Source organism: Lysinibacillus sp. COL-1 (genome assembly GCF_059814265.1).
This window is the reverse complement of record NZ_JCAWSJ010000004.1, coordinates 3,534,813-3,558,484: the sequence shown is the minus strand read 5'-3', so window position 1 is coordinate 3,558,484 and position 23,672 is coordinate 3,534,813. Positions and strand designations below refer to the sequence as shown.

The 23,672-nt window shown below is 37.6% G+C and carries 40 protein-coding genes; 36 read left to right on the top strand and 4 right to left on the bottom strand.

What is annotated here, in order from left to right; genetic code table 11:
- Nucleotides 1-60 precede the first annotated feature (60 nt).
- Genes AC6BKE_RS26040 through AC6BKE_RS26030 form a run of 3 tightly spaced genes read right to left on the bottom strand, consistent with a single transcriptional unit; the run spans nt 61 to nt 2,181 of the window.
- The gene (locus AC6BKE_RS26040; protein WP_499858271.1) at nt 61-1,233 is read right to left on the bottom strand and encodes a site-specific integrase; all 1,173 of its coding nucleotides are present in this window, start codon (nt 1,231-1,233) and stop codon (nt 61-63) included.
- 47 nt (nt 1,234-1,280) lie between these two features.
- The gene (locus AC6BKE_RS26035) at nt 1,281-1,721 is read right to left on the bottom strand and encodes an ImmA/IrrE family metallo-endopeptidase (protein WP_499858270.1); all 441 of its coding nucleotides are present in this window, start codon (nt 1,719-1,721) and stop codon (nt 1,281-1,283) included.
- Nucleotides 1,722-1,743: 22 nt separating this feature from the next.
- A complete protein-coding gene (locus AC6BKE_RS26030) occupies nt 1,744-2,181 on the bottom strand; it encodes a helix-turn-helix domain-containing protein (protein ID WP_499858269.1) in 438 nt (145 codons plus the stop codon).
- A 161-nt stretch (nt 2,182-2,342) separates the two neighbouring features.
- On the opposite strand from AC6BKE_RS26030, the gene AC6BKE_RS26025 reads away from it, so the two are divergent.
- From AC6BKE_RS26025 to AC6BKE_RS25890, 28 genes are all read left to right on the top strand, one after another.
- Nucleotides 2,343-2,600 (top strand): helix-turn-helix domain-containing protein, encoded by a 258-nt coding sequence (locus AC6BKE_RS26025; RefSeq protein WP_499858268.1) that lies wholly within the window; start codon nt 2,343-2,345, stop codon nt 2,598-2,600.
- A 51-nt stretch (nt 2,601-2,651) separates the two neighbouring features.
- The gene (locus tag AC6BKE_RS26020) at nt 2,652-3,347 is read left to right on the top strand and encodes a Rha family transcriptional regulator (protein WP_499858267.1); all 696 of its coding nucleotides are present in this window, start codon (nt 2,652-2,654) and stop codon (nt 3,345-3,347) included.
- 42 nt (nt 3,348-3,389) lie between these two features.
- Nucleotides 3,390-3,662: a group-specific protein gene (locus AC6BKE_RS26015; RefSeq protein WP_499858266.1), complete on the top strand. Its 273-nt coding sequence runs from the start codon at nt 3,390-3,392 to the stop codon at nt 3,660-3,662.
- Nucleotides 3,663-3,823: 161 nt separating this feature from the next.
- A complete protein-coding gene (locus AC6BKE_RS26010) occupies nt 3,824-4,105 on the top strand; it encodes a helix-turn-helix domain-containing protein (protein ID WP_499858265.1) in 282 nt (93 codons plus the stop codon).
- Nucleotides 4,093-4,347: a hypothetical protein gene (locus AC6BKE_RS26005; protein WP_499858264.1), complete on the top strand. Its 255-nt coding sequence runs from the start codon at nt 4,093-4,095 to the stop codon at nt 4,345-4,347. Before AC6BKE_RS26010 ends, AC6BKE_RS26005 begins: the two co-directional genes overlap by 13 nt.
- Nucleotides 4,348-4,515: 168 nt before the next feature.
- Nucleotides 4,516-4,851: a RyR domain-containing protein gene (locus AC6BKE_RS26000; RefSeq protein ID WP_499857852.1), complete on the top strand. Its 336-nt coding sequence runs from the start codon at nt 4,516-4,518 to the stop codon at nt 4,849-4,851.
- Nucleotides 4,852-5,094: 243 nt separating this feature from the next.
- A complete protein-coding gene (locus AC6BKE_RS25995; protein ID WP_499857850.1) occupies nt 5,095-5,370 on the top strand; it encodes a hypothetical protein in 276 nt (91 codons plus the stop codon).
- Nucleotides 5,367-5,603, top strand: a complete 237-nt coding sequence (locus tag AC6BKE_RS25990; RefSeq protein WP_499857848.1) for a YqaI family protein — start codon at nt 5,367-5,369, stop codon at nt 5,601-5,603. The genes AC6BKE_RS25995 and AC6BKE_RS25990 overlap by 4 nt, the downstream gene beginning before the upstream one ends.
- A 69-nt stretch (nt 5,604-5,672) precedes the next feature.
- Entirely contained in the window at nt 5,673-6,611 is a 939-nt protein-coding gene (locus AC6BKE_RS25985; protein WP_499857846.1) for a YqaJ viral recombinase family nuclease, read from the top strand.
- Nucleotides 6,612-6,614: 3 nt separating this feature from the next.
- Entirely contained in the window at nt 6,615-7,421 is an 807-nt protein-coding gene (locus AC6BKE_RS25980; protein ID WP_499857844.1) for a recombinase RecT, read from the top strand.
- Nucleotides 7,422-7,622: 201 nt separating this feature from the next.
- Nucleotides 7,623-8,333 (top strand): hypothetical protein, encoded by a 711-nt coding sequence (locus AC6BKE_RS25975; RefSeq protein WP_499857842.1) that lies wholly within the window; start codon nt 7,623-7,625, stop codon nt 8,331-8,333.
- 63 nt (nt 8,334-8,396) lie between these two features.
- Nucleotides 8,397-8,807, top strand: coding sequence for a hypothetical protein (locus tag AC6BKE_RS25970; protein WP_340811279.1), 411 nt, complete (start codon nt 8,397-8,399; stop codon nt 8,805-8,807).
- Between the two features lie 12 nt (nt 8,808-8,819).
- Nucleotides 8,820-9,068, top strand: coding sequence for a hypothetical protein (locus AC6BKE_RS25965; protein ID WP_340811278.1), 249 nt, complete (start codon nt 8,820-8,822; stop codon nt 9,066-9,068).
- A 15-nt stretch (nt 9,069-9,083) separates the two neighbouring features.
- Nucleotides 9,084-9,875, top strand: a complete 792-nt coding sequence (locus AC6BKE_RS25960; protein ID WP_340811277.1) for a DnaD domain protein — start codon at nt 9,084-9,086, stop codon at nt 9,873-9,875.
- Entirely contained in the window at nt 9,799-10,620 is an 822-nt protein-coding gene (locus AC6BKE_RS25955; protein ID WP_340811275.1) for an ATP-binding protein, read from the top strand. Before AC6BKE_RS25960 ends, AC6BKE_RS25955 begins: the two co-directional genes overlap by 77 nt.
- Nucleotides 10,621-10,653: 33 nt before the next feature.
- The gene (locus AC6BKE_RS25950; RefSeq protein WP_499857839.1) at nt 10,654-11,367 is read left to right on the top strand and encodes a YoqU family phage-derived protein; all 714 of its coding nucleotides are present in this window, start codon (nt 10,654-10,656) and stop codon (nt 11,365-11,367) included.
- A gap of 6 nt (nt 11,368-11,373) precedes the next feature.
- A complete protein-coding gene (locus AC6BKE_RS25945; RefSeq protein ID WP_499857836.1) occupies nt 11,374-11,883 on the top strand; it encodes a hypothetical protein in 510 nt (169 codons plus the stop codon).
- Between the two features lie 131 nt (nt 11,884-12,014).
- Nucleotides 12,015-12,203, top strand: coding sequence for a hypothetical protein (locus AC6BKE_RS25940; RefSeq protein ID WP_499857835.1), 189 nt, complete (start codon nt 12,015-12,017; stop codon nt 12,201-12,203).
- Nucleotides 12,204-12,303: 100 nt separating this feature from the next.
- Nucleotides 12,304-12,774, top strand: coding sequence for a YopX family protein (locus AC6BKE_RS25935; protein WP_499857833.1), 471 nt, complete (start codon nt 12,304-12,306; stop codon nt 12,772-12,774).
- Nucleotides 12,771-13,280, top strand: a complete 510-nt coding sequence (gene ssb / locus AC6BKE_RS25930) for a single-stranded DNA-binding protein (RefSeq protein WP_499857832.1) — start codon at nt 12,771-12,773, stop codon at nt 13,278-13,280. The genes AC6BKE_RS25935 and ssb overlap by 4 nt, the downstream gene beginning before the upstream one ends.
- A gap of 18 nt (nt 13,281-13,298) precedes the next feature.
- Complete coding sequence (locus AC6BKE_RS25925; RefSeq protein ID WP_499857830.1) at nt 13,299-13,499, top strand: hypothetical protein; 201 nt, start codon at nt 13,299-13,301, stop codon at nt 13,497-13,499.
- Nucleotides 13,477-14,031, top strand: coding sequence for a dUTP diphosphatase (locus tag AC6BKE_RS25920; RefSeq protein ID WP_499857829.1), 555 nt, complete (start codon nt 13,477-13,479; stop codon nt 14,029-14,031). The genes AC6BKE_RS25925 and AC6BKE_RS25920 overlap by 23 nt, the downstream gene beginning before the upstream one ends.
- Nucleotides 14,031-14,195: a DUF6011 domain-containing protein gene (locus AC6BKE_RS25915; RefSeq protein WP_499858329.1), complete on the top strand. Its 165-nt coding sequence runs from the start codon at nt 14,031-14,033 to the stop codon at nt 14,193-14,195. The genes AC6BKE_RS25920 and AC6BKE_RS25915 overlap by 1 nt, the downstream gene beginning before the upstream one ends.
- Before the next feature lie 75 nt (nt 14,196-14,270).
- Nucleotides 14,271-14,687 carry a DUF1064 domain-containing protein gene (locus tag AC6BKE_RS25910; RefSeq protein WP_330493025.1) on the top strand — a complete coding sequence of 139 codons (417 nt, stop codon included), beginning with the start codon at nt 14,271-14,273 and terminating at the stop codon, nt 14,685-14,687.
- A 253-nt stretch (nt 14,688-14,940) separates the two neighbouring features.
- Nucleotides 14,941-15,450: a YosH family protein gene (locus tag AC6BKE_RS25905; protein ID WP_499857827.1), complete on the top strand. Its 510-nt coding sequence runs from the start codon at nt 14,941-14,943 to the stop codon at nt 15,448-15,450.
- A 41-nt stretch (nt 15,451-15,491) separates the two neighbouring features.
- Nucleotides 15,492-15,752, top strand: coding sequence for a hypothetical protein (locus tag AC6BKE_RS25900; RefSeq protein WP_499857826.1), 261 nt, complete (start codon nt 15,492-15,494; stop codon nt 15,750-15,752).
- A gap of 49 nt (nt 15,753-15,801) precedes the next feature.
- Nucleotides 15,802-16,110 carry a hypothetical protein gene (locus AC6BKE_RS25895; protein ID WP_499857825.1) on the top strand — a complete coding sequence of 103 codons (309 nt, stop codon included), beginning with the start codon at nt 15,802-15,804 and terminating at the stop codon, nt 16,108-16,110.
- A gap of 40 nt (nt 16,111-16,150) precedes the next feature.
- A complete protein-coding gene (locus tag AC6BKE_RS25890) occupies nt 16,151-16,435 on the top strand; it encodes a hypothetical protein (RefSeq protein ID WP_499857823.1) in 285 nt (94 codons plus the stop codon).
- 34 nt (nt 16,436-16,469) lie between these two features.
- Here the strand turns inward: AC6BKE_RS25890 and AC6BKE_RS25885 are convergent, their stop codons facing one another.
- Nucleotides 16,470-16,697 carry a hypothetical protein gene (locus tag AC6BKE_RS25885; RefSeq protein ID WP_499857821.1) on the bottom strand — a complete coding sequence of 76 codons (228 nt, stop codon included), beginning with the start codon at nt 16,695-16,697 and terminating at the stop codon, nt 16,470-16,472.
- A 122-nt stretch (nt 16,698-16,819) separates the two neighbouring features.
- Between AC6BKE_RS25885 and AC6BKE_RS25880 the strand changes: the two genes are divergently transcribed.
- The 8 genes from AC6BKE_RS25880 to AC6BKE_RS25845 all read left to right on the top strand — a co-directional run bounded on the left by AC6BKE_RS25880 (nt 16,820) and on the right by AC6BKE_RS25845 (nt 23,544).
- Nucleotides 16,820-17,233: a LuxR C-terminal-related transcriptional regulator gene (locus AC6BKE_RS25880; protein ID WP_499857819.1), complete on the top strand. Its 414-nt coding sequence runs from the start codon at nt 16,820-16,822 to the stop codon at nt 17,231-17,233.
- A gap of 24 nt (nt 17,234-17,257) precedes the next feature.
- Nucleotides 17,258-17,416 (top strand): DUF7167 family protein, encoded by a 159-nt coding sequence (locus AC6BKE_RS25875; protein WP_499857817.1) that lies wholly within the window; start codon nt 17,258-17,260, stop codon nt 17,414-17,416.
- A gap of 519 nt (nt 17,417-17,935) precedes the next feature.
- Nucleotides 17,936-18,166 carry a DUF2829 domain-containing protein gene (locus tag AC6BKE_RS25870; RefSeq protein WP_499858263.1) on the top strand — a complete coding sequence of 77 codons (231 nt, stop codon included), beginning with the start codon at nt 17,936-17,938 and terminating at the stop codon, nt 18,164-18,166.
- Between the two features lie 125 nt (nt 18,167-18,291).
- Nucleotides 18,292-18,573 (top strand): hypothetical protein, encoded by a 282-nt coding sequence (locus AC6BKE_RS25865; RefSeq protein ID WP_499857816.1) that lies wholly within the window; start codon nt 18,292-18,294, stop codon nt 18,571-18,573.
- Nucleotides 18,574-18,733: 160 nt separating this feature from the next.
- Nucleotides 18,734-19,501: a phage terminase small subunit gene (locus tag AC6BKE_RS25860; protein WP_499858262.1), complete on the top strand. Its 768-nt coding sequence runs from the start codon at nt 18,734-18,736 to the stop codon at nt 19,499-19,501.
- Complete coding sequence (locus AC6BKE_RS25855; RefSeq protein ID WP_499858261.1) at nt 19,501-20,808, top strand: PBSX family phage terminase large subunit; 1,308 nt, start codon at nt 19,501-19,503, stop codon at nt 20,806-20,808. Before AC6BKE_RS25860 ends, AC6BKE_RS25855 begins: the two co-directional genes overlap by 1 nt.
- A 14-nt stretch (nt 20,809-20,822) precedes the next feature.
- Nucleotides 20,823-22,325 (top strand): phage portal protein, encoded by a 1,503-nt coding sequence (locus tag AC6BKE_RS25850; protein WP_499858260.1) that lies wholly within the window; start codon nt 20,823-20,825, stop codon nt 22,323-22,325.
- The gene (locus AC6BKE_RS25845; RefSeq protein ID WP_499858259.1) at nt 22,312-23,544 is read left to right on the top strand and encodes a minor capsid protein; all 1,233 of its coding nucleotides are present in this window, start codon (nt 22,312-22,314) and stop codon (nt 23,542-23,544) included. Before AC6BKE_RS25850 ends, AC6BKE_RS25845 begins: the two co-directional genes overlap by 14 nt.
- Nucleotides 23,545-23,672 lie beyond the last annotated feature (128 nt).

The window sequence follows — 23,672 nt, the reverse complement described above, 5'->3', positions numbered from 1 at the left end:
TTTCGTACATGTATATATGATATCAAAAAGCCTGTTTGACCACATTTTGACCACAAAATTTTATTTTCCTTTATTTTTTATATGTTTTTTGTAGAGATCGAGCGCATTTTGCTCGGTCTTTTTTGTGATGTGCAAATAATAATCAGTAGTTGTTTTTGTAGTTTCGTGCCCCAATCGATCCGCAATACTTTTTATATCCACACCAGCTTCTAATAAGTGAACCGCGTGTGAATGCCTCAAAGCGTGAGGAGATAGCACTGGGACGCCAGCTCTTTTACATACTTCTTTAAAAAACTCACGGACTACATTTGCTCTCCAATGTTTACCCAAAGTATTATGGAATAGAAGAGGCAACTCTGGTTTAACTATATTTGGGTACGCTTCATATATAACCTCACGATTTAACAAATAACTTTTTAGTACTGCAATGGTATCTTCATCTATTTCAATCGTTCTATTAGCTCTATTTTTTGTTGGTCCTATAATCGGCGTGTTTGTATCTCCTGTATTGGGATAGTAAACGTTTTTTGTAATTGATAATCGATTGTTTTCGAAGTCTACGTCATTTGTTTCAAGCGCAAGGCACTCTCCAATCCGTATGCCAGTATTAAACATTAGATAAAACATTGTGTAGTGTTCGGAAGATAACTGATATTTTGAATGCTTTACTTTTGTGCCCGAAGCTTTTAGGAATTTTTCCATTTCCCCAACAGTGAAAAACTCTACAGCATCCTTTGTTTTAATTTTTGAACCTGGTATTTCCATTTTCATTATTGGATTTTCACGTAAAATCTTAAATCTATGCACAGCCGAATATATTGCACTAGAAAATATACTATTAATACGACGTATTGTACCAACAGCATAATCCTCTTTTAATTCAACAAGCCATTCATAGTACTCGTTATATTCAATTTCATTTAACTTATAATTCTTCCAACGTGGTAATATATTGTTTTTGATTACGCGTTCTTGTAAATCGATAGTGGATGCACTTAGATTTGGTCTTTTGTACGTATCAAACCACCTGGGAAAAAATTCTCCGACAGTCTCAGTTCCATTGCTTTTGAAATTTGAATTTTTCATTAATAATTCCATTTCAGCAGCAGCTAATTGCGCCTCTTTTTTTGTTTTAAAACCACCTTTTGATTCTTCTTTCCACTCCCCGGTTTGCTTGTTTTTTATTCTTATACGGTACTGCCATGTATTATTTCTTTTACGGAAACTAGCCATCATCGCTCCTCCTGTAACAAAAAGAATGTATGTTCTTTTTTTAGGTATTAAAATAGCCCCTTAAATTTCAGTTCCACTAGTTCGATTGGAACATGATGTAAGGCAGCTATATCATATATAGATAATTGTTCATATGATTCGAATAAACTTTCATCTGGAATTAATAGATAAGCAGAAAATTTATTTGCCTCGACTTCTATTTTATCGATAGAAAAAAGTGTATTTGCACGCATGAAAGGAACACTGGAGCGTCTATGTAAAACTGCATGACCTAATTCATGTGCACATACTACACGTTTCTCGTTGTATGAAAGACTGTTATTCAAAAAGATAAGTTGATTTCTTTTTTCATATTGATAAAAACCATTAATTTCATGGTGTAAATCCCAATGGATAATATTTATCTTCAGAAAATTTGCTAGTTCAAATGGATTTCTAGTGTTATATTTTTGACATAAATCCTCAACTTTAGTTTGGATGTAATCCATTTGCATCCCTCGAATCAGATCATTATTCTTTACCTCTATATTTTTTAGGAATGTATTTTTCGTTATTTTTTTTAGCAAGTCTTATACCAAATTCCATTGCTTCTAACAAAGATTCTTTTGCTTCATCCGACATTGGCTCACCATTGAATAACAAGCCTGTAGCAGATGATAAATCTTCACGTAATTCGTCCATACGCTTTGCGATATCACGTTCATCTTTTGAAACTCTATTATTTTCTTCTATAGAAGTATCAGTTATCGACTTACCAAGTAGGTAATCACTAGGACAAGATAAAACTTCTGATAATCTCGCGATATCTTCTGCACTCGGTTCAGTATAACCACGTTCCCAGTTTGAAATCACTTGAGGAGAAACAGAAATTTTTTGAGCTAAATGCAGTTGTGTGTAATGCATCTTTTTTCGACGTTCCTTGATGCGAGAACCAATAATATCACTCATTTTAACACCTCTTTCCTATAATTGTAGAATACCCGAAACTAACGGAATTTGATATATTATTAACGGAATTTGAGAAAAAACATATAAAACTAGTTGACACTAACGCATTTCGTTAGTATAGTGTTATTAACGGATTACGTTAGTTGGAAAGAGGTGATTATATGATTTATGAAAATGTTAAAAGAATTCGTATAGCACGCGGTGTAACTAAAAGGCGTGTTGCTAATGGCATTAATGTTACGGAAATGACATATGGTCGAATTGAAAACGGAAATAGTAAATTGAGTGCAGAACATTTAAAAATTATAGCTACAATACTAGGAGTACCTGTAGCAACTTTTTTTGATGATAAACTAACGGATTCCGTTATAAAAGAGATTATAAATATCTCGCCTCCTATCACGAGGCAATTAGCTTGATAGTTAATCAATAGTTTTGTAGTTCAAAAATAGATAATCGGAGGTTTTATCATGAATCAATTAACTAAAAACATCCCAAGTACAGAAGTGGCAGAAATGGTTGGTCGTAGACATGACCAAGTTACACGCGACATTCGCAATATCATCGAACAATTAGGTGACCACACTTTTGTGGAGTCCTATTTCATTGAATCAACTTACGCAAATAGTCAAAATAAACAGCAACCTTGTTTCTTATTAACTAAAAAAGGCTGTGAATTATATGGCACTCGAATGACTGGCGAAAAAGGTACACAATTTGCTATGAAGTACATTGAACGATTTAACGAAATGGAACACCATCTTCAAAAACAACAATATGTACAAGATCCATTAGAACTGGCACTTCAAACATCACTAAAAAACTATCAAGAAATTAAATCAATTAAAGGTGATGTTGAGTATCTAAAAGATCACATGCGAATCGATGGTTCTCAAGAATTCGCGCTTAATTCACAAGGTAAAGCCAAAGTATTTGAAGTTCTTGGTGGATATAACTCAACAGCGTATAACGAAGTGTCACGTAAAGCATTCGCAGAATTATGGCGTGACTTCAAACGTCATTTCCAATTACCTCGTTATAGTGAGTTACCAAAAACAAAATTTGATGATGCAGTTTACTTCATATCTAAATGGCGACCAAGTACTTCACTAGAAATCGAAATCGAAAGTTACAACAAACAATCGCAACTTAAATTAGTTAAGTAAAGGCTGCTGGGCAGAGAAACCTTACTGATAGGAGGGCATTAAATGATTAAAACATTCGAATTAGATAACGCATTAATTGAAGATATTGTCCGCCAAGAAGCAAAAAAGAAGGTCGACACTTTAGTTATTAAACATACCCTTTGGGATATGGAAGAACTAGTTCGACAAACAAATATGAGTATTCCTTTTATAAAAGAGCACTTCTTTTATGATGAAGATTTTCCTAAAAAGAAAATAGGTTCTAAGTGGTGGATGGATGCTGAACTTGCTAATGATTACATTCGCAAGTGGTGGCAAAGACAACCACGAAATTAGGAGAGGCCAGGGCAAATGGCCTCAATCAAACTACCAATCTAGTAGAAATCTAAGAGGTAGGGGCAACTACCTCTTATCTATATATTACTAAGTTATACATTTACTTACTATGCACGGTGTGCATTATGCAGAATATGCATATTTTAAAAAGGGTGGAAATCATGAATTTAAACGTCGGTGAAATAATTAAACAGTGTAGAAAAAAGATGAAATGGTCACAAGAGGAATTGGCTTTTAATGCAAATATATCTCAATCAACAGTGAGTCGACTGGAGAAAAACAAAATCACATGTGACGTGAACACGTTAATGAGTATTGCACAAAAGACAAATGCTCAAGATGTCTTAATGGCAATGATGTTCAACATAGATATGAGCCTTGTATCACAAATGCTTCAATTAGTACCAACATTTATAGGAGGTATGTTCACTTGGATGCTTTAAAAAAACTAAATCAACAGATTAAAAGAGAAGTAGCTTGCATCGATGATCTTACAGATGTAATCAAACTACATGTAAAAGCAGGTCGTATCAACATAGCAAAACAACTAGAACGAGACCTACATAATTCGTTAACACAACTAGAAAAACTTCATAAGAAAAAAGAGTTATGGACAACTGTAGCAGATTTAAACCAACGAGGGATACTTGTTCAGGTGGTGAAGAAACTTGCGCATCAAGCCTAGAGCGTGGCGACATATGACGCTAAAACAGAGGTTAATCTATGTACATTTCTTTTGTGATAAGAGGATGTTGGTGAGGCTAAATGAATACAAAAAAGCTGCTTAATCGAGCGAGGATTAAACAGCATGACAATCATATACAAGTCCATTATATCACATGGAGGTAATTAAATGAATATAGAATTAATTGCAAAAATCTGTAACAACGTTATCTACGAATACTGTAAGAGCCAATACAATTTTTCGGAAACACTATGGGATATTGCTCCTGACTGGCAAAAAGAATCTGCTATAAGGGGAGTCAAATTTGCTTTAGAAAATGAACGTACACCAGAAGAAATGCATGAACATTGGTTGGTCCGAATGCGTGAAGAAGGCTGGGTTTATGGGCACATAATGGACTCAGAGTTAAAAACACATCCATGTATCCAACAATATGACGAGTTACCAGAGTATCAGCGCACAAAGTACAAGTTATTCAAATCTGTTGTGAATTCGTTTTTATAATCATAGACGTTTGCGAATGAAAATTCGCCCTCGTCAAGCAGCCAGCAATTTGCCGTCTCCCTACGGTAAGCTTTGCCAAAATTGTTGGTTGCTTGATGGGGCTAGCAATCTACTTATATAAACCGAGCGGAGCATGCCAAGACGGACCGTTTAAATCCCGAGCAGCAGCAATAGCCAACGCCAAGACGTGATGTAAGTAGATTGGTGGTTATCCATCAAAAATATACGAAAGGATTGATCTATATGAAATTAGTTAATGCAGTATCTAAGATTGCTGAATTGCCACTGATTTTAGAGCGATATGGCATATCTACAGAAGATGTACTCAAAGCCGAGTATAGCGCTGGTGCTGCTGATATTGATGTCTCAGTATTACTTTGTTCTTTAGAGTCTATAAAAAAGCTAGGTGACTATGAAACCGAGAGATTTATAGGCTACAAAGGTGAGCAATGTGTACAGTACAAACTCAACAAATATGGCATATCATTTGCTTGTTGTAAATGTGAGGTGATTGCATGAGACAACTTATGGAAGTAGAGAATCCAATGGTTCTTGGTACGTTCGAGCCAACCAATAAGGTGCCAACATTTCGTTATGTAGAAATGAAAAATGATTTTCGAGATATCTATGGTAGTTTAATAGTTTTCAATGATGATTTCATGAAGTTTCAAAACGGTGATATCGTCCACATGGATAACATTCATACGTACCTTGAGGAACATCACAATGCGGTATTTTGCACAAAAAAATAAACCACTACTCAGAATAGTGGCTTAGGAAAAAACATTTTTACCATCATATCACGAAAGGAAGTAATTTGCATGGTTTTAGCAAAAATTACAACTGCTGATATGAGTCGTGACGAGTGGTTAGACGCTCGTCGCGCTGGTATCGGTGGGTCTGATGCAGGGACAATTATGGGGTTTAATCCATATAAAAGTGCTTACCAACTATTTTTAGAAAAGACAGGTCAGTTTTACGAGAAGATCGAAAATGAAGCTATTCATTTCGGAAATAAGTTTGAGAATTTAGTTGCTGAAGAATTTGCAGAACGTACAGGTAAAAAAGTGAGACGTATGAACAAAATGTTGGTTCATCCAGAACACAATTTTATGTTGGCTAATCTAGATCGAGTAGTCGTTGGTGAGCGAGCTGTACTTGAATGTAAAACAGCTAATGAGTATTTAAAGGGTGAATGGGAAGGTGAGGAAATACCAGCAAGTTATTTATGCCAAGTCCATCATTATCTAGCTGTTACAGGCTTTGAAAAGGCTTATATTGCGGTACTGATTGGTGGCAACAAATTCATCTGGAAAGAAATCGAACGTGACGACGAATTTATAGAAATCCTCATAGATCGAGAGAAAGACTTTTGGGAGAATCACGTTTTAAAAGATGTGGCGCCACCTATTGATGGTTCAGATGCAACAAACGACTTAATCAAAAAAATGTACCCACAAGATGATGGTACGGCCATCATGCTCACAAAGGATGATGATGTCCTACTGGATGCTATCGATTCCATTTCAAGCGAAATTAAAGCGTTAGAGCAACAAAAGAAAGAGTATGAGAATCAGTTAAAGCTCAGGTTAGAAAACGCTACAGAAGGGCACTCTCAACGTCATAAGGTGACATTTAAGACGGTTGTTTCGAATCGTGTTGATAGTAAACGACTGAAAGTAGACGCCCCTGATATTTACGACAAATTCATTAAACCATCATCTTCTCGACGACTAACAATAAAAAAATTGGAGGCTTAATAAATGGCTACTACAAATGAATTAAAAGCAAAGTCACAAAATCAAGTATCAAAGCAAGCTTCTCCTGAAACATCCTTAAATGCTTTGTTAAAAAAGATGGGTCCTGAAATCCAACGTGCTTTACCAAAACACATGGACGCTGATCGAATTGCTCGTATCGCTTTAACAGCAGTTCGAACAACTCCAAAGTTACTGGAATGCGACCAAATCAGTTTTGTAGCTGCGCTTATGCAATCAGCTCAACTAGGTGTGGAACCAAATACAGGGCTTGGACAAGCCTATTTAATCCCTTATGGAGGCAAAGTACAGTTCCAACTAGGATACAAAGGTTTAATCGATCTAGCTGTACGTAGTGGTCAGTACAAGGCTATTTATGCACACGAAGTATATGCAGAGGATAAATTTTCGTTTGCATACGGATTACACAAGGATTTAGTGCATGTGCCATCAACAAATCCAGAAGGTGAGCCAATCGGCTACTACGCTGTATACCACTTGAAAAACGGTGGATATGACTTTGTGTACTGGACACGAGAGCATATTGATAAGCATGCTAAGACCTTCTCTCAAGCTGTTCAAAAGGGTTGGACAAGCCCATGGAAAACCAATTATGACGCGATGGCTAAGAAAACTGTACTCAAAGAAGTACTAAAATACGCTCCAAAATCAATTGAGCTACAGAAGGTTGTAGAGGCTGATGAAACGATCAAAACCGAGGTTTCAGAGGATATGAGTGATGTTATCGATGTTACAGATTACTCAGTTATTGAAGAAGAACAAACTCAAGAGGAATTGATTATTGAACAGTAACGTGCCTCACAAAGTCCTTCTGCCTGCTTGGATATTTGAGCAGGCGAAGGATAACGATGAAATCAGACGCTTGGTGCTGGATTACATGCGTAGATACCCAAACTATAGGGTGACCAAGGTTAGTGGTAGTTTGGCAATCTGTGAGAGACAGGACGGACTGTTATAGATGCACAGAAAAATAAATGAAAGAGGGAGAAATAAATGGACTTAAATAAAATGGTGATGGATAGTTTAGCGAAAATGCAATCAGAAGGAAAGGTTCAAGAGATTGTTGATAAACACGTTGAATCCACTGTGAATGATGTTGTTAAGGACTTGTTTGGTAACTGGAGTGATTTTTCTAAGCAACTTAAAGAAAAAGCAAATGAAGCGCTACAGATCAACTTCAAAGACTTAAATCTTGCATCATATAACCATCTAATTTTACAAGCAATTAAAGATAAGCTGGATGATGAGATTACAAATCAAGGCGTAGCTCAAATAAAAAATCAAATCGAAGTTCTGTTATCTGATACAAAACGTGAATACAAATTATCCGAATTAGTTAAAGAACTTTCGAAGGAAATTGAGGATTTAGATGATTTAGGTTATGAAGAATACCACGAAATGACGTTACATGTAGACAATCCATATGGCTCGTCGTGGATTGGATTAGATTCAAGAAACGATATAAGTGAATACGATTGCAAATACAGGCTCCTTGTAAACAGTGAAGGCGAAGTTTGTTCTGTAAAAATAAATAATAAGGAAAGTTACAGTCGTAGAAATATCAATGAATTTGATGTTAAAGCAGTATTAAACGGTTTGCACGGACTGGAAGAAACGTTATTCAAGATTTATACAAGTGGAGCAAAGTTAATTATTGATGAAGAATCGTGTGAATTAGAGATTTCTAATCCTGAATACGATTAATGTGGGATTTATGAATAAGTCTGTGATTAAAAATTTGAATATTGAAAATATGGAGGGCAAACCATGCAAGTATTTCAACAAAACATCTTCGGTGGCGAGGATGAAATTATCTCTACTGTGCCAGTCATTGTGTTAAAGCACAAAGAAAAGGAAAGCCGTTATCTAGCTGCAGATATTGAAGTAGCAGATTTCAGTGATCCAGACGGTGATATAACGATGGACGATATCCAAGATGCTTTCATCATTGTTCGTAACGATCGTCAAAAGCCAGGTCCAGAAGATGTCGAAGAGGTGCGTTTATTATCAGAGGCACATAAGCGAGGGATGATAAAAAAGTATGGTGACAAAGCTGTGGTCAGTTATGACGTAACGGAATGGTTAAAAACTTATGAGCCAGTGAACATCGACATACCAGTAGATAAATTCAATCTAGCATGTGAAGCGAATGGTTGGGAGTCAGTGAAAACGTACTAGGAGGGGCGAGGCATGGATAAACAAATTACAGTAACGATGCCAGTTGAAGAATACGAAAGGTTGAAAAGGGATGAAATTAGGCATGAGGCTTTAATACACAGTCTACGAAGTTGTATTGGAGTACAGGAAGTTGGAAACGAAGGCGAAACTCAATTGATTGTAATTACCGATTCAGTAGTCGAATTACTTGCTCCATTTAACGACTGGGATTTCGAATTAGAGCATTTCGACAAGGTTATTATTCGACCATACAAAGGCTAGGAGGGGCGAGGGCAAATGGGCATCATCCGAGTGGCTAAGAACAGCAACTATGTAGTGATGAATCGAACGGCATTGAACGATAACCGGCTATCTTGGAAAGCTAAAGGCATAATGGCATACATGCTTTCAATGCCGGATGATTGGGTGTTCCACATGAATGAACTAGTGACGCACTCAACTGATGGAGAGCGAGCTTTTAGGGCTGGATTTAAGGAACTACAAGATCATGGATACATTACACGTCAACCTGTACGCGAAGGGCAACGCATTGCAAGTTGGGAAACGATAGTTCATGAAGTTCCTCAAGAAAAAGAAGATTCTCTACTTTGCGGTTTTGTACATGTAGAGAATGAAGATGTACAAAACGTACATGTACAAAATGAAGATGTACAAAACAGCAGACTACTAAGTACTGATAATAACCAAGTATTGAATAAACCAAATACTGATAATAACCAAGTACTGACTACAGACACGAAGCATGCTCAAAAGCTATATGAGTTTTTTGTCAGTCGTCTGCAAAAGTTTCCTAGTGATAAGTTACGAGATGACATTGAATACTACCTAGCAACCTATCATGATGTGGATCTTATTATCGAAGCGTTTGAGCGAGCACTTATAAATAGCCGAGTTACAAATAAAGAAAAATATGCTACTGGAACATTACGCAACTGGAAACATGAAGGCGTAACATCTATCCAACTATTAGCTAAAAAGGAGGCGCAGCAACTTGCAGGCAATCAACACAACACTACAAAAGGACAGCGTACTACACAAAGTGAACTCGGGGTTGATGTGGGCTTCTAGTAAATGTGAGAAACATGATATTCCACTGATGATCGTAAATGGTAAAGAATCTTGTCCTAGATGCTTTTGCGAGAAAGAAAATGCTGCATTCGAAGCTGAATTTAAAGCTGAACTCCAGCAACAGCAAGCAAAGGTTAAGTTTAATACACTCGCAAATAAAAGTTTGATACAGGACAAAACATTATTAGATGCCACGTTTGATAGCTATATTGCACGGACAGCCGAAGAACAGACAAATAAACAAAAAGCATTGCAATATTTAGAACGCTACCAACAAGGCCGCCGTTTCAATCTTTGGTTTAACGGCAAGCCAGGTGTTGGGAAGAGTCACTTGTCTATGAGCATCTTAAAGGCTCTCAATAGCTTGCATGTATCATGTTTGTATATCGACATCGATGAAATGTTGAGAAAGATTAGATCTAGTTTTAACGACAAGGACTCTCCATTCACTGAGCAGTATTTCACCGATTTACTAACGAACGTTGACTACTTGGTACTGGACGATTTAGGAGCAGAAACAGGTAACATCGATACGAACAAACAGGCTACGGATTTCACCAGCAGATTATTACGAGCTGTTGTTAATGGAAGACAAGATAAATCAACAATCGTAACTACGAATCTATCAAGTAAAGCGCTAATGAATATGTATGATCCAAAGCTAATTAGCCGCATGATGAAGAATTTAGAAACGATTATTTTTACAGAAACAACGGACAAACGTATTAAAAATATTGGATTTTAGAGGGGCAACAGCCCCTTGATGGAGGGTGAAGGGATGATAGTTAAAGCAGAATTTGAAAACACTACGATGCTTTTTGGAGATTCATATAAACCGTGGCAGATGCAATTCGATGAATGGGCTTGGTTAAGTAAGAACGATAAATCATTGAACTTAGTAAGAGTTACAGTTTCGGAAGAAGATTGGGTATCGTGGGGCGGATTGAAATGGTGTCCTGAAGATCGCTTTCAGCATCAATTGAATCGGGAAGGTTGCCAAGATGATGAACCAGTAAACCCAAATCCACGACGATACAGTGAAATGCAATTTACGCGTGATGCAAAGGTTGAACGCAAAGTATTGAAGATGCTTGATATTACACCTAAACAGCATCGTTTAAATATCATGAATAGTCTTATTCGTTTCATTTCAGAACGAGGTCGTAGATTCTTTTATCGAGAAGAAACTCTATTAGATAAAAATAAAGATTTCACAGCTTACATGAAAATAAAAAACAATCGTGTTTATTATGTTGATGATTACACTCAAACAGAAATACCGATGGTCAAACATGGGAGCTGGCAAGGTTTTAGTCACGGAGGTACATTACGAGCATTAGTTTCAGAATTTGCTAATTTTATTCGCACTGGCATTCCTTGTAACGGCACGTATGGCTATGGTGGTTTATACAGTGGTGATTGGGGTCACAGCGATGAAATTCAGCAAGAAATAATCGACTATGCCAAAGAGATTGGCTATTTAAAGGGGTGAATGAGGATGAAGCAAGAACAATTGAATGCCATTAAAGAACGTGTGGAGAAGGCTACGCCGGGGCCATGGTATTCCAGTCCTGACGGTACGGTTTATCTGAAACATACACAAGATGTAGCAGATGTTTGGACTGATAATAAAGAATTAGATGCTGCATTTATAGCTAATGCTCGCGAAGATGTGCCAGCACTTGTGGCCGAGGTTGAGAGGTTGCAGAATCGTTGCGAACTTTACGAACTTGCTAAAAGAAATGACAAGAAAACGATTGAGCAAATATCTAAATTTAATGAACAATTAACCACAGATTTATTCAAACGGATGGACCACAACGGTAAGCTTGCAAAACAAAAATCTGATGCTGTTAAAGAAATTGAACGACTACGTAAAGCACTAGAAAAAGTCATGGAAGTCGAATCACCAAATATGGAAGGTTGGGAAACATCTGCTTATAAAATAGCGCACGAAGCATTGGATGGTGAATTGGATGTCCAACGGAAACAAAATCATCACACGTAGTAATAGCAAAATCATGATTAGGGATGGTGAGTTAACGAGGATTTTAAATGCTACAGAAATACAGCAATGGCACCATATCATCGCAAAGGTCGAGCAGTTTCAAAATAAAGAATTAGAGAGGAGTACTTTTCTTGAATGAACAATTTCTGATTGATCAAATCACTTTCTATCTAGGGCAACATCAAGAGTTTGGTGGTAAACATAACGAAAGAATGGCTTATAAACGTCTTGATCAATTAATCGCTTTAAAGGGATTAAAGGACCGGGAAGAAGCCACGGATTACTATATCGGAACGTTGGAAGGGGCGATGGCTGCATGAGACGACGCAACGGCATACCAATTGCACATCCTGATTTTAAATCACTCAAAAGAGAGGGATTCAAAATAATTGAGGTGTGGGATAAGAGGGAGGTTTCAGCATGAGTAGAGAGATTAAGTTTCGAGCATGGGATAAAACATACAACTTCATGTCTTATAAAGTGCTTGTAGGTAATACAGATACAACAGATGAAAATTATACAGCTCATTGTATATGGGTAGAACCTGAAAATGTGGATTATGAACGAGAACCAGGCTGGATGCATTTTGATGAACATTCAGATGTAATTCTTCTGCAATACACAGGCTTAAAGGACAAGCATGGTACAGAGATTTTTGAGGGGGATATAATCCGTTTCACAAATGGAATAGACGAAGTATATGAGGAAATCGGTACAGTAGTTTTTGATTTAGAAGAGTGTGGATATAAAGCACAATATACCGACGATGGCGTTACACATTGTATTTACCTTATAAACCCAAAAGGTTTTGCTGATAAATACACAGAAATTACGTATGAAATCATTGGCAACATCTACGAAGACAGTCACCTACTGGAGGTAACATCATGATCAACCGAGTCGTTTTAGTTGGCCGACTTACAAAAGATCCTGAATTGCGCTATACGCCAAATGGAATCGCATCATGTCGCTTCACAGTTGCAGTAAATCGTGCATTCAACAAAGAGGGTGAAGAAAAACAAGCTGACTTCATTAGTTGTGTGGCTTGGCGTAAACAGGCTGAAAATCTAGCTAACTTCATGAAGAAAGCTAGTCTAATAGGTTTGGAAGGGCGAATTCAAACAGGTAGCTATGAAGGGCAGGATGGAAAGCGTGTGTTTACTACTGACGTTGTAGCAGACAGCATCCAATTCTTAGAGCCGAGAAACAGCACAGGGAGCTCGCAGGGCGCATCAAACCACGAATCTAGTACAAATACAGGTGGACAGTATCAAGGCAGTTCACAGGGGCAATATAGCGGTAATAACAACCAGCCAAGTTATATGCAGGGGAATGAAGATCCGTTTGCGAATTCAAAGGCACCAATAGAGGTGGATGAATCAGATTTGCCATTCTGATGTAAGGAGTGATCACTGATGATAACGAAACAACCAAAAAAGAAAATCCTTGAAGCTAAAACAAGAGATAGGCTCAATAAACAAATCCAAGCAGAAGCAAGGAACCATTGGTATCCAATCAGCGATATTAAATTTTACGATCATGAACCAAAGCCATATCAAGTCTTAATGAAATTCGGAAAAGGGGCAGAAAACAATGAACTTAACAAAACTATTTGAAACACAAGCAGCATTGGACGAGCACATCATTCAGGAACATCCAGAGCTACGAGGGCAGAACAATCTTGACTGGAAGTTGTTAGCGTTACAGGTTGAGTTAGGGGAATGCGCGAACGAATGGCGTGGGTTTAAGAAGTGGAGTAAGGACCAGAAGCCAAGGACCGAAATATACTCCGGTGAATACCTTGTTCTACCTGATGGACAAGAAATCGAGAAAGTAACTAACCCACTCCTTGAAGAATACGTTGACTGCTTGCATTTCATTTTGAGTATTGGGTTGGAATTAGTCATTAATCCAACTTTAGATTGGGATGACATTACAACTGATGAATCAGATATTACACGTAAATTTTTAGAGATTACTTCTAGAATCCTTGAAGTGGATCAGTGGGAGAATACCGACTCTTGGGAGGAGCTTTTTGAGGAATTTTATCTGTTAGGTAAGTTGCTAGGCTTCAAATGGGATCAAGTCGAAGAAGCTTACTACGATAAAAATAAGGTGAATCATGCTAGACAGGAGAGTGGGTATTGATGAAACTATGTGAACGTTGTAATCGCCAACTAAAGTCTCAAAAATCAATTGATGTAGGTATGGGGCCAACATGTAAGAAAAAGCATGAAACTGAACAATCAGAGATTGAGTTCAATAAAAACCAAATTACAATCGATGAAGTGATGGAAAGTAAAACAGCTTAAATATACACGCTGCTGATAGAACGGCATTAGGTTGTTTTATCAGCAGACTTTTAAGAGTGCTAACAGGAGGCAAACATGAGCAAAGCGAAATACGGCAACAAGAAAGTTGTGCGTGATGGAAATACATTCGATTCAGCAATGGAAGCAAAATATTACGATCATTTGAAACATCTACAAGCGCAAGGCATTGTGACCTCCTTTGAATTACAGCCTAGATTCGTATTACTGCCGAAGTTCGAAAAGAACGGTAAGAAATATCGTGAGATTGGTTATAACGCAGATTTCACAGTTCATTATGCAGATGGACATACAGAAGTGGTTGATATTAAGGGAATGGTTACACAGCAATTTGAATTGAGGAAGAAGTTATTCGAATACCGTTTTCCTCACGAATTAAAGCTTCTAACGTATTCAAAGATTGATGGTGGTTGGATAACTCATGATGATCTTAAAAAGGCTAGGAAAGCACGTAAAGAGGCAAAAGCAGGGTGATGGAAATGAATACAGTTCGCAAGGAAGTCAAACAACGTAGAGCCAGGCTAATCAATCAACAGGACCACATAGCTTTTCTAAAGTGTAAAGGGTGCCCGAAAAAGAGAGCCTATGATCCTACCAAGAAATGCAGAGGATGCAAGGTTTATAGAGAACTACGTAGCATTGGGAAAGAACTGGAACATATTAGTAATTTACGTAGGTGGAAGAAGTGAAGAATCGAAAGAAATTGTTCAATAAAGGAGATGGAGAAATGGAATACAAATTTAAAGCATGGCAACTATTTGAAGAATATCAAACAATTGCTATCGAAGATGATTTTGACGCAATCATGTGGGGATTGGATCACCAATTAGATATTTTTACGCAAGATAACAAATTGGTATACAGTCCAAATGATGATGAAGAAAGCAATTTCGAACGATTGGAAAAGTACGGTGTAAAATGCATTGATAACAAAAACGGGCGTTCTTGGGAACGTATTCCTTTACAATATTTCGAGTTTTCAGAGCCTTATTATGCGCTTATTAAAGCGAGAAATGAAGAGGGAGCTGCTCGTGTATATATTGATGAAGTAGCTGGCGATGAATCTGAACTAGAGGAGCTGACAGAAGAAGCGAAACCTGTTTCAGAAGTGTACGCAGCAGTACGTATGGCACGTGGAACAAATGAAGATGGAAGTTTAATGGATATGAACTTTGTATTTACGCAGTTAGAAAAACATGAAGAAATGGCAGTGCTTTGGGATGGCAGCCTATCATAATCAATCTTGAAAGAAAATATGCAGTAAGGGAGTTGGTAAATTTGGATTTCAAAATTATAAATGAACGTCAGATAATCTTACAATTAGCTATGCAAGAGGCGTATAAAAAGCGTGATGAATGCCAACGAGGTTTTGATAGTTTGGACAATAAACTAAATACTATGACCGCTGACGATTGTGATAAAGATAAAGTTGTTGAATCTATGCTTTACTTTAAAGAATGTCGAGATGGCTGGCAAGAAACAATTGACCATATAAGACAATGGCAGGATGAATTAGGCCAAGGGCTGGAGGGCTGTTAGGTAAGAGGAAAGTGGTTAGTTGAAAAATATTGTACAGGAGAGTGAAAGAATGACAGAACGTCGGTTAACAGCTCGATTAGCAAGTATTCGTGAAGAGTTATACAGCGTTGATGAAGTTATGGCAACAGGTATGTATGCAGAACCGTCCGTTGTAATTGATGAAATGGTAAAGGAAATTAAAGAATCTCGAAATGATTTAAAAACAGCTGGAGATTTATTTTTAACAGCTATTTCAAAACTACAGAATATTCAGATGCAAGTAAGTGAAGTTGATGAAAAGGACCGCACGATTGGCGTTCAATTATCCGAATTGGAAAGTGAATTTAGCAAATTACATGATATGTGGTCTGAGAAGTAGCCGAACAATTTAAAAAAATTAAAGAGAAGGAATGATGAAAATGACGGTAAAGACTAAGATTTGGGCGATTGAGAAACGACTATCTTTTGAAGAATTGAATGCAAAACTAGATGAGTATAACGATATTTATTCAGGAAGATTAGTAATTTTAAAGAAAGATGGTGAGTATTACCGCATTACGCATTTCAGTATTTTAAGTCATAACAGTAAAGCTGAATATGCTGTAAACTATCATCCATTTAACAATGAAACGAAACACGATTATGTAAAAATCCGTCACACAAGACCAGCTAGAGAGTTCTTCGACGGTCGATTTAGTTACTGAACATTTTGAGGATTGTGCGCATAAAAAAGACAACTCATTTAGAGTTGCTAAACAAGTGAATTGCCATTTCCGCATCCAGTTCAGAGATGCTAAATATTTCTCGGAGATATTGTGGAGTTGGTAGTTCACCATAATCTTGCAAGTAACCTGTTATAAATGATTTAAGTTTCTCTTTAATTGGAGCATTGATTATTTGTACCCGTGGATCAGCTACATCAATTTTTGTTCTTGGGTATACAATAAAACTTTTTGTATTTTGCATTAGAAAACGTCCTTTCAAGGATTAAAAGCCGCAGCGTGATCAGACGCTACAGCTCGAATTGGTTTATGCCCATCTAGGCTAGTCAGATAAGTAATTATAACACAACTTAGGAGGGCAAACCTATGTTAAAAGAAAGAACACTAACGATTACACCAGATGCTTTAGATTCAATGATTACAGACTACCACTGGATGGTTAACGCCATCAAAGAAATGCGGTCAGAAATGGTTATAGGGGCAAAAACGGCACAGTATGGAATTGAGGCTACACTACCAAAGGCAGCAGGCGGTGTAGGTGATCCAATTATGCAGGAGGCTGTTAGACGTTCGAAAAACATTAAGCGTGTTGCAGAGTACGAGAAAAAGCTTTTAGAGGTTCAGAAGCTTCTTGATAATGTTACTGGTGATAGAGAGGTTCAAGTGTTGAACTGGATGCTAGACGGCAAATCACAACGTTGGATAGCAATAAATATGGGATTAAGCCATACACATGTACGAAATATTAAAGAAAACATTGTTAATCAAATGATGAGGTGAAACGAAACGGATACCAACAAAATAGTGAAATTTACTTTGAGCATTGGTTTTGCAGGCGCCACACATGAAGAGGAATTTACACTTGAAGAATTAGCTTATGACTCTAAACATGACAAGGATTTAGAGGAGTTTTTAGAGCAATCATGGAAAGAGTGGTCCGTAAACTACATTGAGGGTGGATAGTATTTCAACGAATAAAAACAACAGAGTTGCCATACTTTCCAAAGTTGCCATACTTTCAACATTAGGTGAAATGAAAATAGAAGATGTAAAATGGAGGGGAGGTCGGACAGGTAAATGTTTCTTCCCTTGGTATTTATAAAAACCTAAATATTAGGGAAAGACAGACCGACGACCGACCCGCGCTGAGCAAACTTGTTCGGAGCATGACATACACGGCCGGCCCATATTTTTTAAGAGATTAGGTATCTTAATTAATATAAAAGGCTAATAAAACTGAAGGAGTGGTTTATATGTGAACTTCGTCCACTTTCCATAGAATTCAGTCAAACTTACTAAAACAAACTTACTACAGGTTCAAAGTGCACGGAAATGCACTATAAATCTAAAACACAATTACGAAATAACGTGGTACGCTCTGCCACGATGTCAAAAGTGAGCACTCGACATTAGGGTTACCACAATATTTAAGCTTTCATCTTCGGATGGAGGCTTTTTCTTATGTAGAAAGGAGGAATTAGAATGAATTTTGGACAAGCGATTGAAGCTTTAAAATCGGGTAAGAAAGTAGCTCGAAAGGGTTGGAATGGTAAGGGCATGTGGTTAAAACTTATTCCATCTGGTAACGCCATGTTTCAGGGTTATCCTATGCAGGATTGTGTTGGTATGAAAACAGCTAACAACTTAATGCAACCAGGTTGGCTACCATCGCAAGCAGACATGTTAGCAGAGGATTGGGTAATCGTTGATTAGGCCTTTTTACGAAGGCTTTTTCTTTTGCTTTGAAAACTGCATCAAACAGCCAAAACGCTACGAGTTGAGAGGGCAGAGTTTGGTGTGGTTTTGAGAGCAAAATACTCAGTTTGGAGGGATGAACAATGTTCGAATTGTTGATTAAAGCAATAAAAGAATGGTTTATCAAAGTAAAAACAGCTTTATTAGGAAGACCGAAAACAAACTTAAAGACAAAAAACATTGAGCATATTAAATGGCTTGAAAAACAAGGTTTATATACTCAGATAAAAACTACATGTGATTTATCAATCATCCAGAAACGTTATGACGATATTTGTTCAGCTCTTAAATACACTAAACACAGTAAGACAAGAGAATATCTGTTAAAGACCAAGAGAATGTACGAAAATGTAGTGTTTGCTTGAGCCATTCGATATGAGTGGCTTTTCTTTTGCCCTGAAAAGTGAGTATCGAGCAGAGTTTTCCTCCCCTTTGATTCCTTGATACTTACTTTTGAGAGTGAAATACATATAGGTCAGGTTCATCGTGAACCAGACATGATTCTGGAGGTGGTGTTTATGAGATATGGCTAATTGGGATGAAATTAAACATGAGTGGGAAACCACAAAGATTACTTTAGCTGATCTTGCTGAAAAGCATGGGATAAAGCTTGGGACTTTAAAGAGCCGTAAGAGCCGTGAAAAATGGTCTAGGGATGCAACTGAAAAGGATGCAACCAAAATACAAAAGGTTGCAACTATTTCGAGTAAGGATGCAACCGAACCTGATACCGATGAAATCCTACAGGATGAACCACCTAAGAAGGATGGGCGAGTAAAGAAGAGGAGTGGTAACCCAAATCCACAAAATCAATTCACCAAACGGAACAGGGCTGCTATGATTCATGGCTTGCGAAGTAAGTTCTTATTCGATGAACAAGTCGAGATTATGGAGGCTTTGCAGGACTTCGATGTGGTTGATCAGCTTTGGCTACAAATCGAATTAAGCTTTTCTGCTATCATTCGTGCTCAAAAGATTATGTGGGTTGAAGATCCATTCGACCATCTAAAAGAAATCAGTGGTGAGATGGATGCAGAGGGGATGAGCAAGACTGATTACAAAGTCATCTATGCTCATGAACGCTATGAATCTTATATTAAGGCTCAGACAAGGGCATTTGCAGAACACCGAAACTTGGTCAAGCAGTTCATGGACCTTACAACAGAGGACGACGAACGCAGGTTAAAACTTGAGCAGATGCAGTTGAACATTGATAAGACTAAGGTAGAAATCACTAATCTTGATAAAAACCGTGATAAAGAAATTAGAGTGGTGATTGTGGATGATGTGTAATGGATAATAAACGAATAAGCCTAGCTAGTATCATTACAGAGCAATTCAAACCATTTTGGCGTGCCTCCAGAGCGAAGGAACATCTACGTTATGTATTAAAGGGTGGACGTGGTTCTGGTAAGTCATTTCACATACCTATGCGTATCTTGTTAGACATCATGGAATATCCAGTGTCGGCACTTGGTATCAGGAAAGTACAGAACACCATTTTAAAATCTGTGTACGCTAACTTTAAGGCTGCTGCAAACATAATGGGTGTACGTGACCAATTCCGTTTTGTTGATTCTAAACTTGAGATTACTTACCTGGGCCGAGGGAACAAGATTTATTTTGCTGGTGCTGATGATCCTGAAAAGATTAAATCTATCAAAGACGCTGATTTTCCACTAGCCATCGTATGGTTCGAGGAATTAGCAGAGTTTAAGTCAGAAGATGAAGTAACTACAATTGAAAACTCAATCCTACGTGAGGAGTTGGAAGGGAAGATATTCTCGCAAGCTGACAGACAGCAGGCGTACCCTTTTGACTACTCTTTTTATTATTCTTACAATCCACCGAAACGTAAGCAATCGTGGGTGAACAAGAAGTATGAGAGCTCAATGATTGATGCTAATACTTATGTAGATCATTCAACTTACTTAGGAAATCCGCATTTGTCTAAGAAATTTATTGAAGAAGCCGAAAACGTTAAGAAAAATAAGCCATTAAAATACCGTTGGGAATACCTCGGAGAAGCGATAGGGAGTGGTGTTGTGCCGTTTGATAACTTGAAAATTGAAAAGGGTTCAATTACTGATGAGATGGTTGCGTCGTTTGACAACGTTCGAAATGGAGTTGACTTTGGGTATGCTACAGATCCATTGGCTTTTGTCCGTTGGCATTATGACAAAAAGAAGAATGGTATCTATGCAATTGATGAAATATACGGTGTGAAAATCAGTAACCGAAAATTAGCTGAGAAATTGAAAGCTAAAGGGTACCAATCAGACCGTATGGCAGCCGATTCAGCCGAGCCGAAGTCTATTGCTGAATTGAGAGACGAGCTACAAATACCACGCATTTATGGCGTTAAAAAAGGACCTGATAGTGTGGAGTATGGTGAGGAGTGGCTAGACGACTTAGATTTCATTTGCATTGATCCAGTTCGTACGCCAAACATAGCAAGAGAGTTTGAAAACATCGATTATCAGACAGATAAAGATGGCAATCCGGTTCCTCGCTTAGAGGACAAGGATAATCATACTATCGATAGTACTCGTTATGCATTTGAAGAAGATATGCGTGGCAGCACATACAGCTTTGATTAGAAAGAGGTGAGAACATGAGTTATTTTCCGTACCAGGGTGCTGTAACGGACACAGACGTTATCAATGAAAACATAACAACTGGTGCAAAGAGTGTTATAACTGACATCAAATGGCTTGAAAACGAGATTAATAAGTTTAAAAGGTCAGAGAAACTAAAGTGGATACTGATTGGTGAAGCTTACTACGAGGGCAATCAAGATATTTTAGAACGGAAACGTTGGGTCATTGGTAAAGGCGGTCGTTTAGAGGTAAACGATAACCTACCGAATAATAAGATACTGGATAACCAATATGCTAAGCTAGTTGATCAAAAAGTAAACTATCAACTCGGCAAACCAATTACAATTGAAACAGAAAACAGTGAGTACTTAAAGAAACTTCAAGACATTTTCAACAAACGATTCCACCGTACATTAAGAAGTATAGGTCAGGATTCCTTTAATGGTGGTATTGGTTGGCTTTATCCGTTTTACAATGAAAACGGTGAATTTGCCGTAAAACGATTTCCACCACACGAAATCATACCTTATTGGAAGGATTCAGAGCAAACAATTCTTGATTTCGCAATTCGACTATATGCTGTAAAAACTTACGAAGGCGATAGAGAAGTTGTGGTAGAAAAGGTAGAGGTTTATAGCGCCAACGGAGTAGAACACTATCAATGGTTTGCAGGGCGTCTGGTGCAAGATGTCACAAAAAAACAGGCATCCTATATCACTATCAATGATGGTGAAAATGAATTAAGTATGAATTGGCAGCGAGCTCCTTTGATTCCGTTTAAATTCAACAACAAAGAAATCCCTTTAATTAAGCGTGTAAAATCGCTACAAGATGGTATTAACATCATGTTAAGTGACTTTGAAAACAACATGCAGGAGGATGCTCGAAATACTCTTCTAGTGCTTCACAATTATGATGGACAAGACTTAGCGGAGTTTAGGCGCAATCTATCAGTGTATGGTGTGGTTAAAGTGCGGTCAGATGCGGTTAAAGGCGGGGTTGACACTCTAACAGTTGAAGTGAATGCCGACAACTACAAATCTATCTTATCGTTATTTAAAAAAGCTTTGATTGAAAATGGACGAGGTTATGATGCGAAAGATGATCGTATGGCGAATAACCCAAATCAATTAAATATTAGAGCTATGTATAGTGAAATCGATCTTGATGCTGATGGTATCGAAACAGAGTTCCAAGCGTCATTTGAGGAATTACTATGGTTCATCAATGTTCATTTAGCTAACACAGGCCAAGGTGATTATGAAGGGGAATATGTAAACATCATTTTTAACCGTGACATCCTTATTAATGAGATGGAAGTTGTCGATGTGTTAAATAAATCACCTTATTTATCTGAGGAAACCAAAATAGCGCAACATCCTTACGTTAAAGACGTTCCACTAGAAATGCAACGGAATGAGCAAGAACGTCAGAAACGATTAAACGAGTTCGATGGCTATGATGATCATTTCAAATCGCTGAATGCGAAGTCTGGTGATGATGATGACCAAGAGTAGAGACTATTGGCGCAAACGATTCAAACTGTTGGAAGATGCTCAAAATCGCAAGGCTGTTAATTATTACAAAGACCTTGAAAAAGCCTATGTTCAAACTATGGGCGAAATCGAGAAAGATATTGCTCGTTGGTATCAACGCTTTGCTAAAAACAATGAGATTAGTCTTGATGAAGCTAAACAGTTACTAAAAAATGATGAATTACGTGAGTTTAGATGGACTGTTGATGAATACATCGATTATGGCAAGAAGAATGCTATCAATCAAAAGTGGATGAAACAACTCGAAAATGCATCCTCTCGTGTCCATATAAGCCGTTTAGAAAGTTTGCAGTTACAATTACAACAACATGCCGAAAAGCTCTATGGTGGGCAAATTGAGGGCTTTGAACGATTGATGAAAGAAGCATATCAAACACAGTACTATCACACTGCTTATGAGATACAAAAAGCCTTTGAGATTGGTTTTACATTACAGGCGTTAGATGAGAATTTATTGACTAAAGTGATCAGCAAGCCATGGACTGCTGACGGCCAAACGTTCAGCCAAAAAATATGGCGTGATCGTAACCTCTTGCTAGATACATTGCATACAGAACTAATACAATCTATGGCTCGTGGTGAAGCTCCTGACCGTATGATTAGTTCAATATCTAGAAAAATGAATACTTCACGTTCTAACGCTGCTCGGCTTGTTTTAACCGAATCAGCGTTTTTTAGTGCTTCTGCTCAAAAGGATGCATTTAACGAACTTGATGTAGAGCGTTATGAAATAATCGCAACTTTAGACCATAAAACGAGTAGCATCTGTCAGTCGATGGATGGCAAAGTATTTAAGATGGTAGACTTTGAACCTGGCATAACTGCTAATCCATTTCACCCACGATGTCGTACAACTACAGCACCTTGGTTCGAAGATGATTATAGTCAACGAGTAGCCCGTGATTTAGATGGGCAGACGTACTATGTACCAGCGGATATGAAGTATGAAGAATGGTATCAAACGCAGGTTGAAAAGCATGGAGAAGATAAAATACTTGTTGCTAAGAAAAAAGAACGTAATGCAATCAACGATAAAATTCAGTTTAAAGAGTATAAATCTTTACTCGGAAAAGATTTAGGTATTAAAACATTCAGTGATTTCCAAGATGTTAAATACAGTAATGCTGCAGAATGGGAAGAACTAAAAAATCGAAGAAGGTCGATTCAAAAGAAAAAATAATATCCTGAGTGAAGTCTCTCAAAAGAGTGGCTTTATATTTTGTCTTTTCACGTCTTTTTTGAGCTTAGAGACGTTAAAGAATAAGCTTCTAAACCTATCGTGCCGTTGCACGTAAAACACGAATTAGG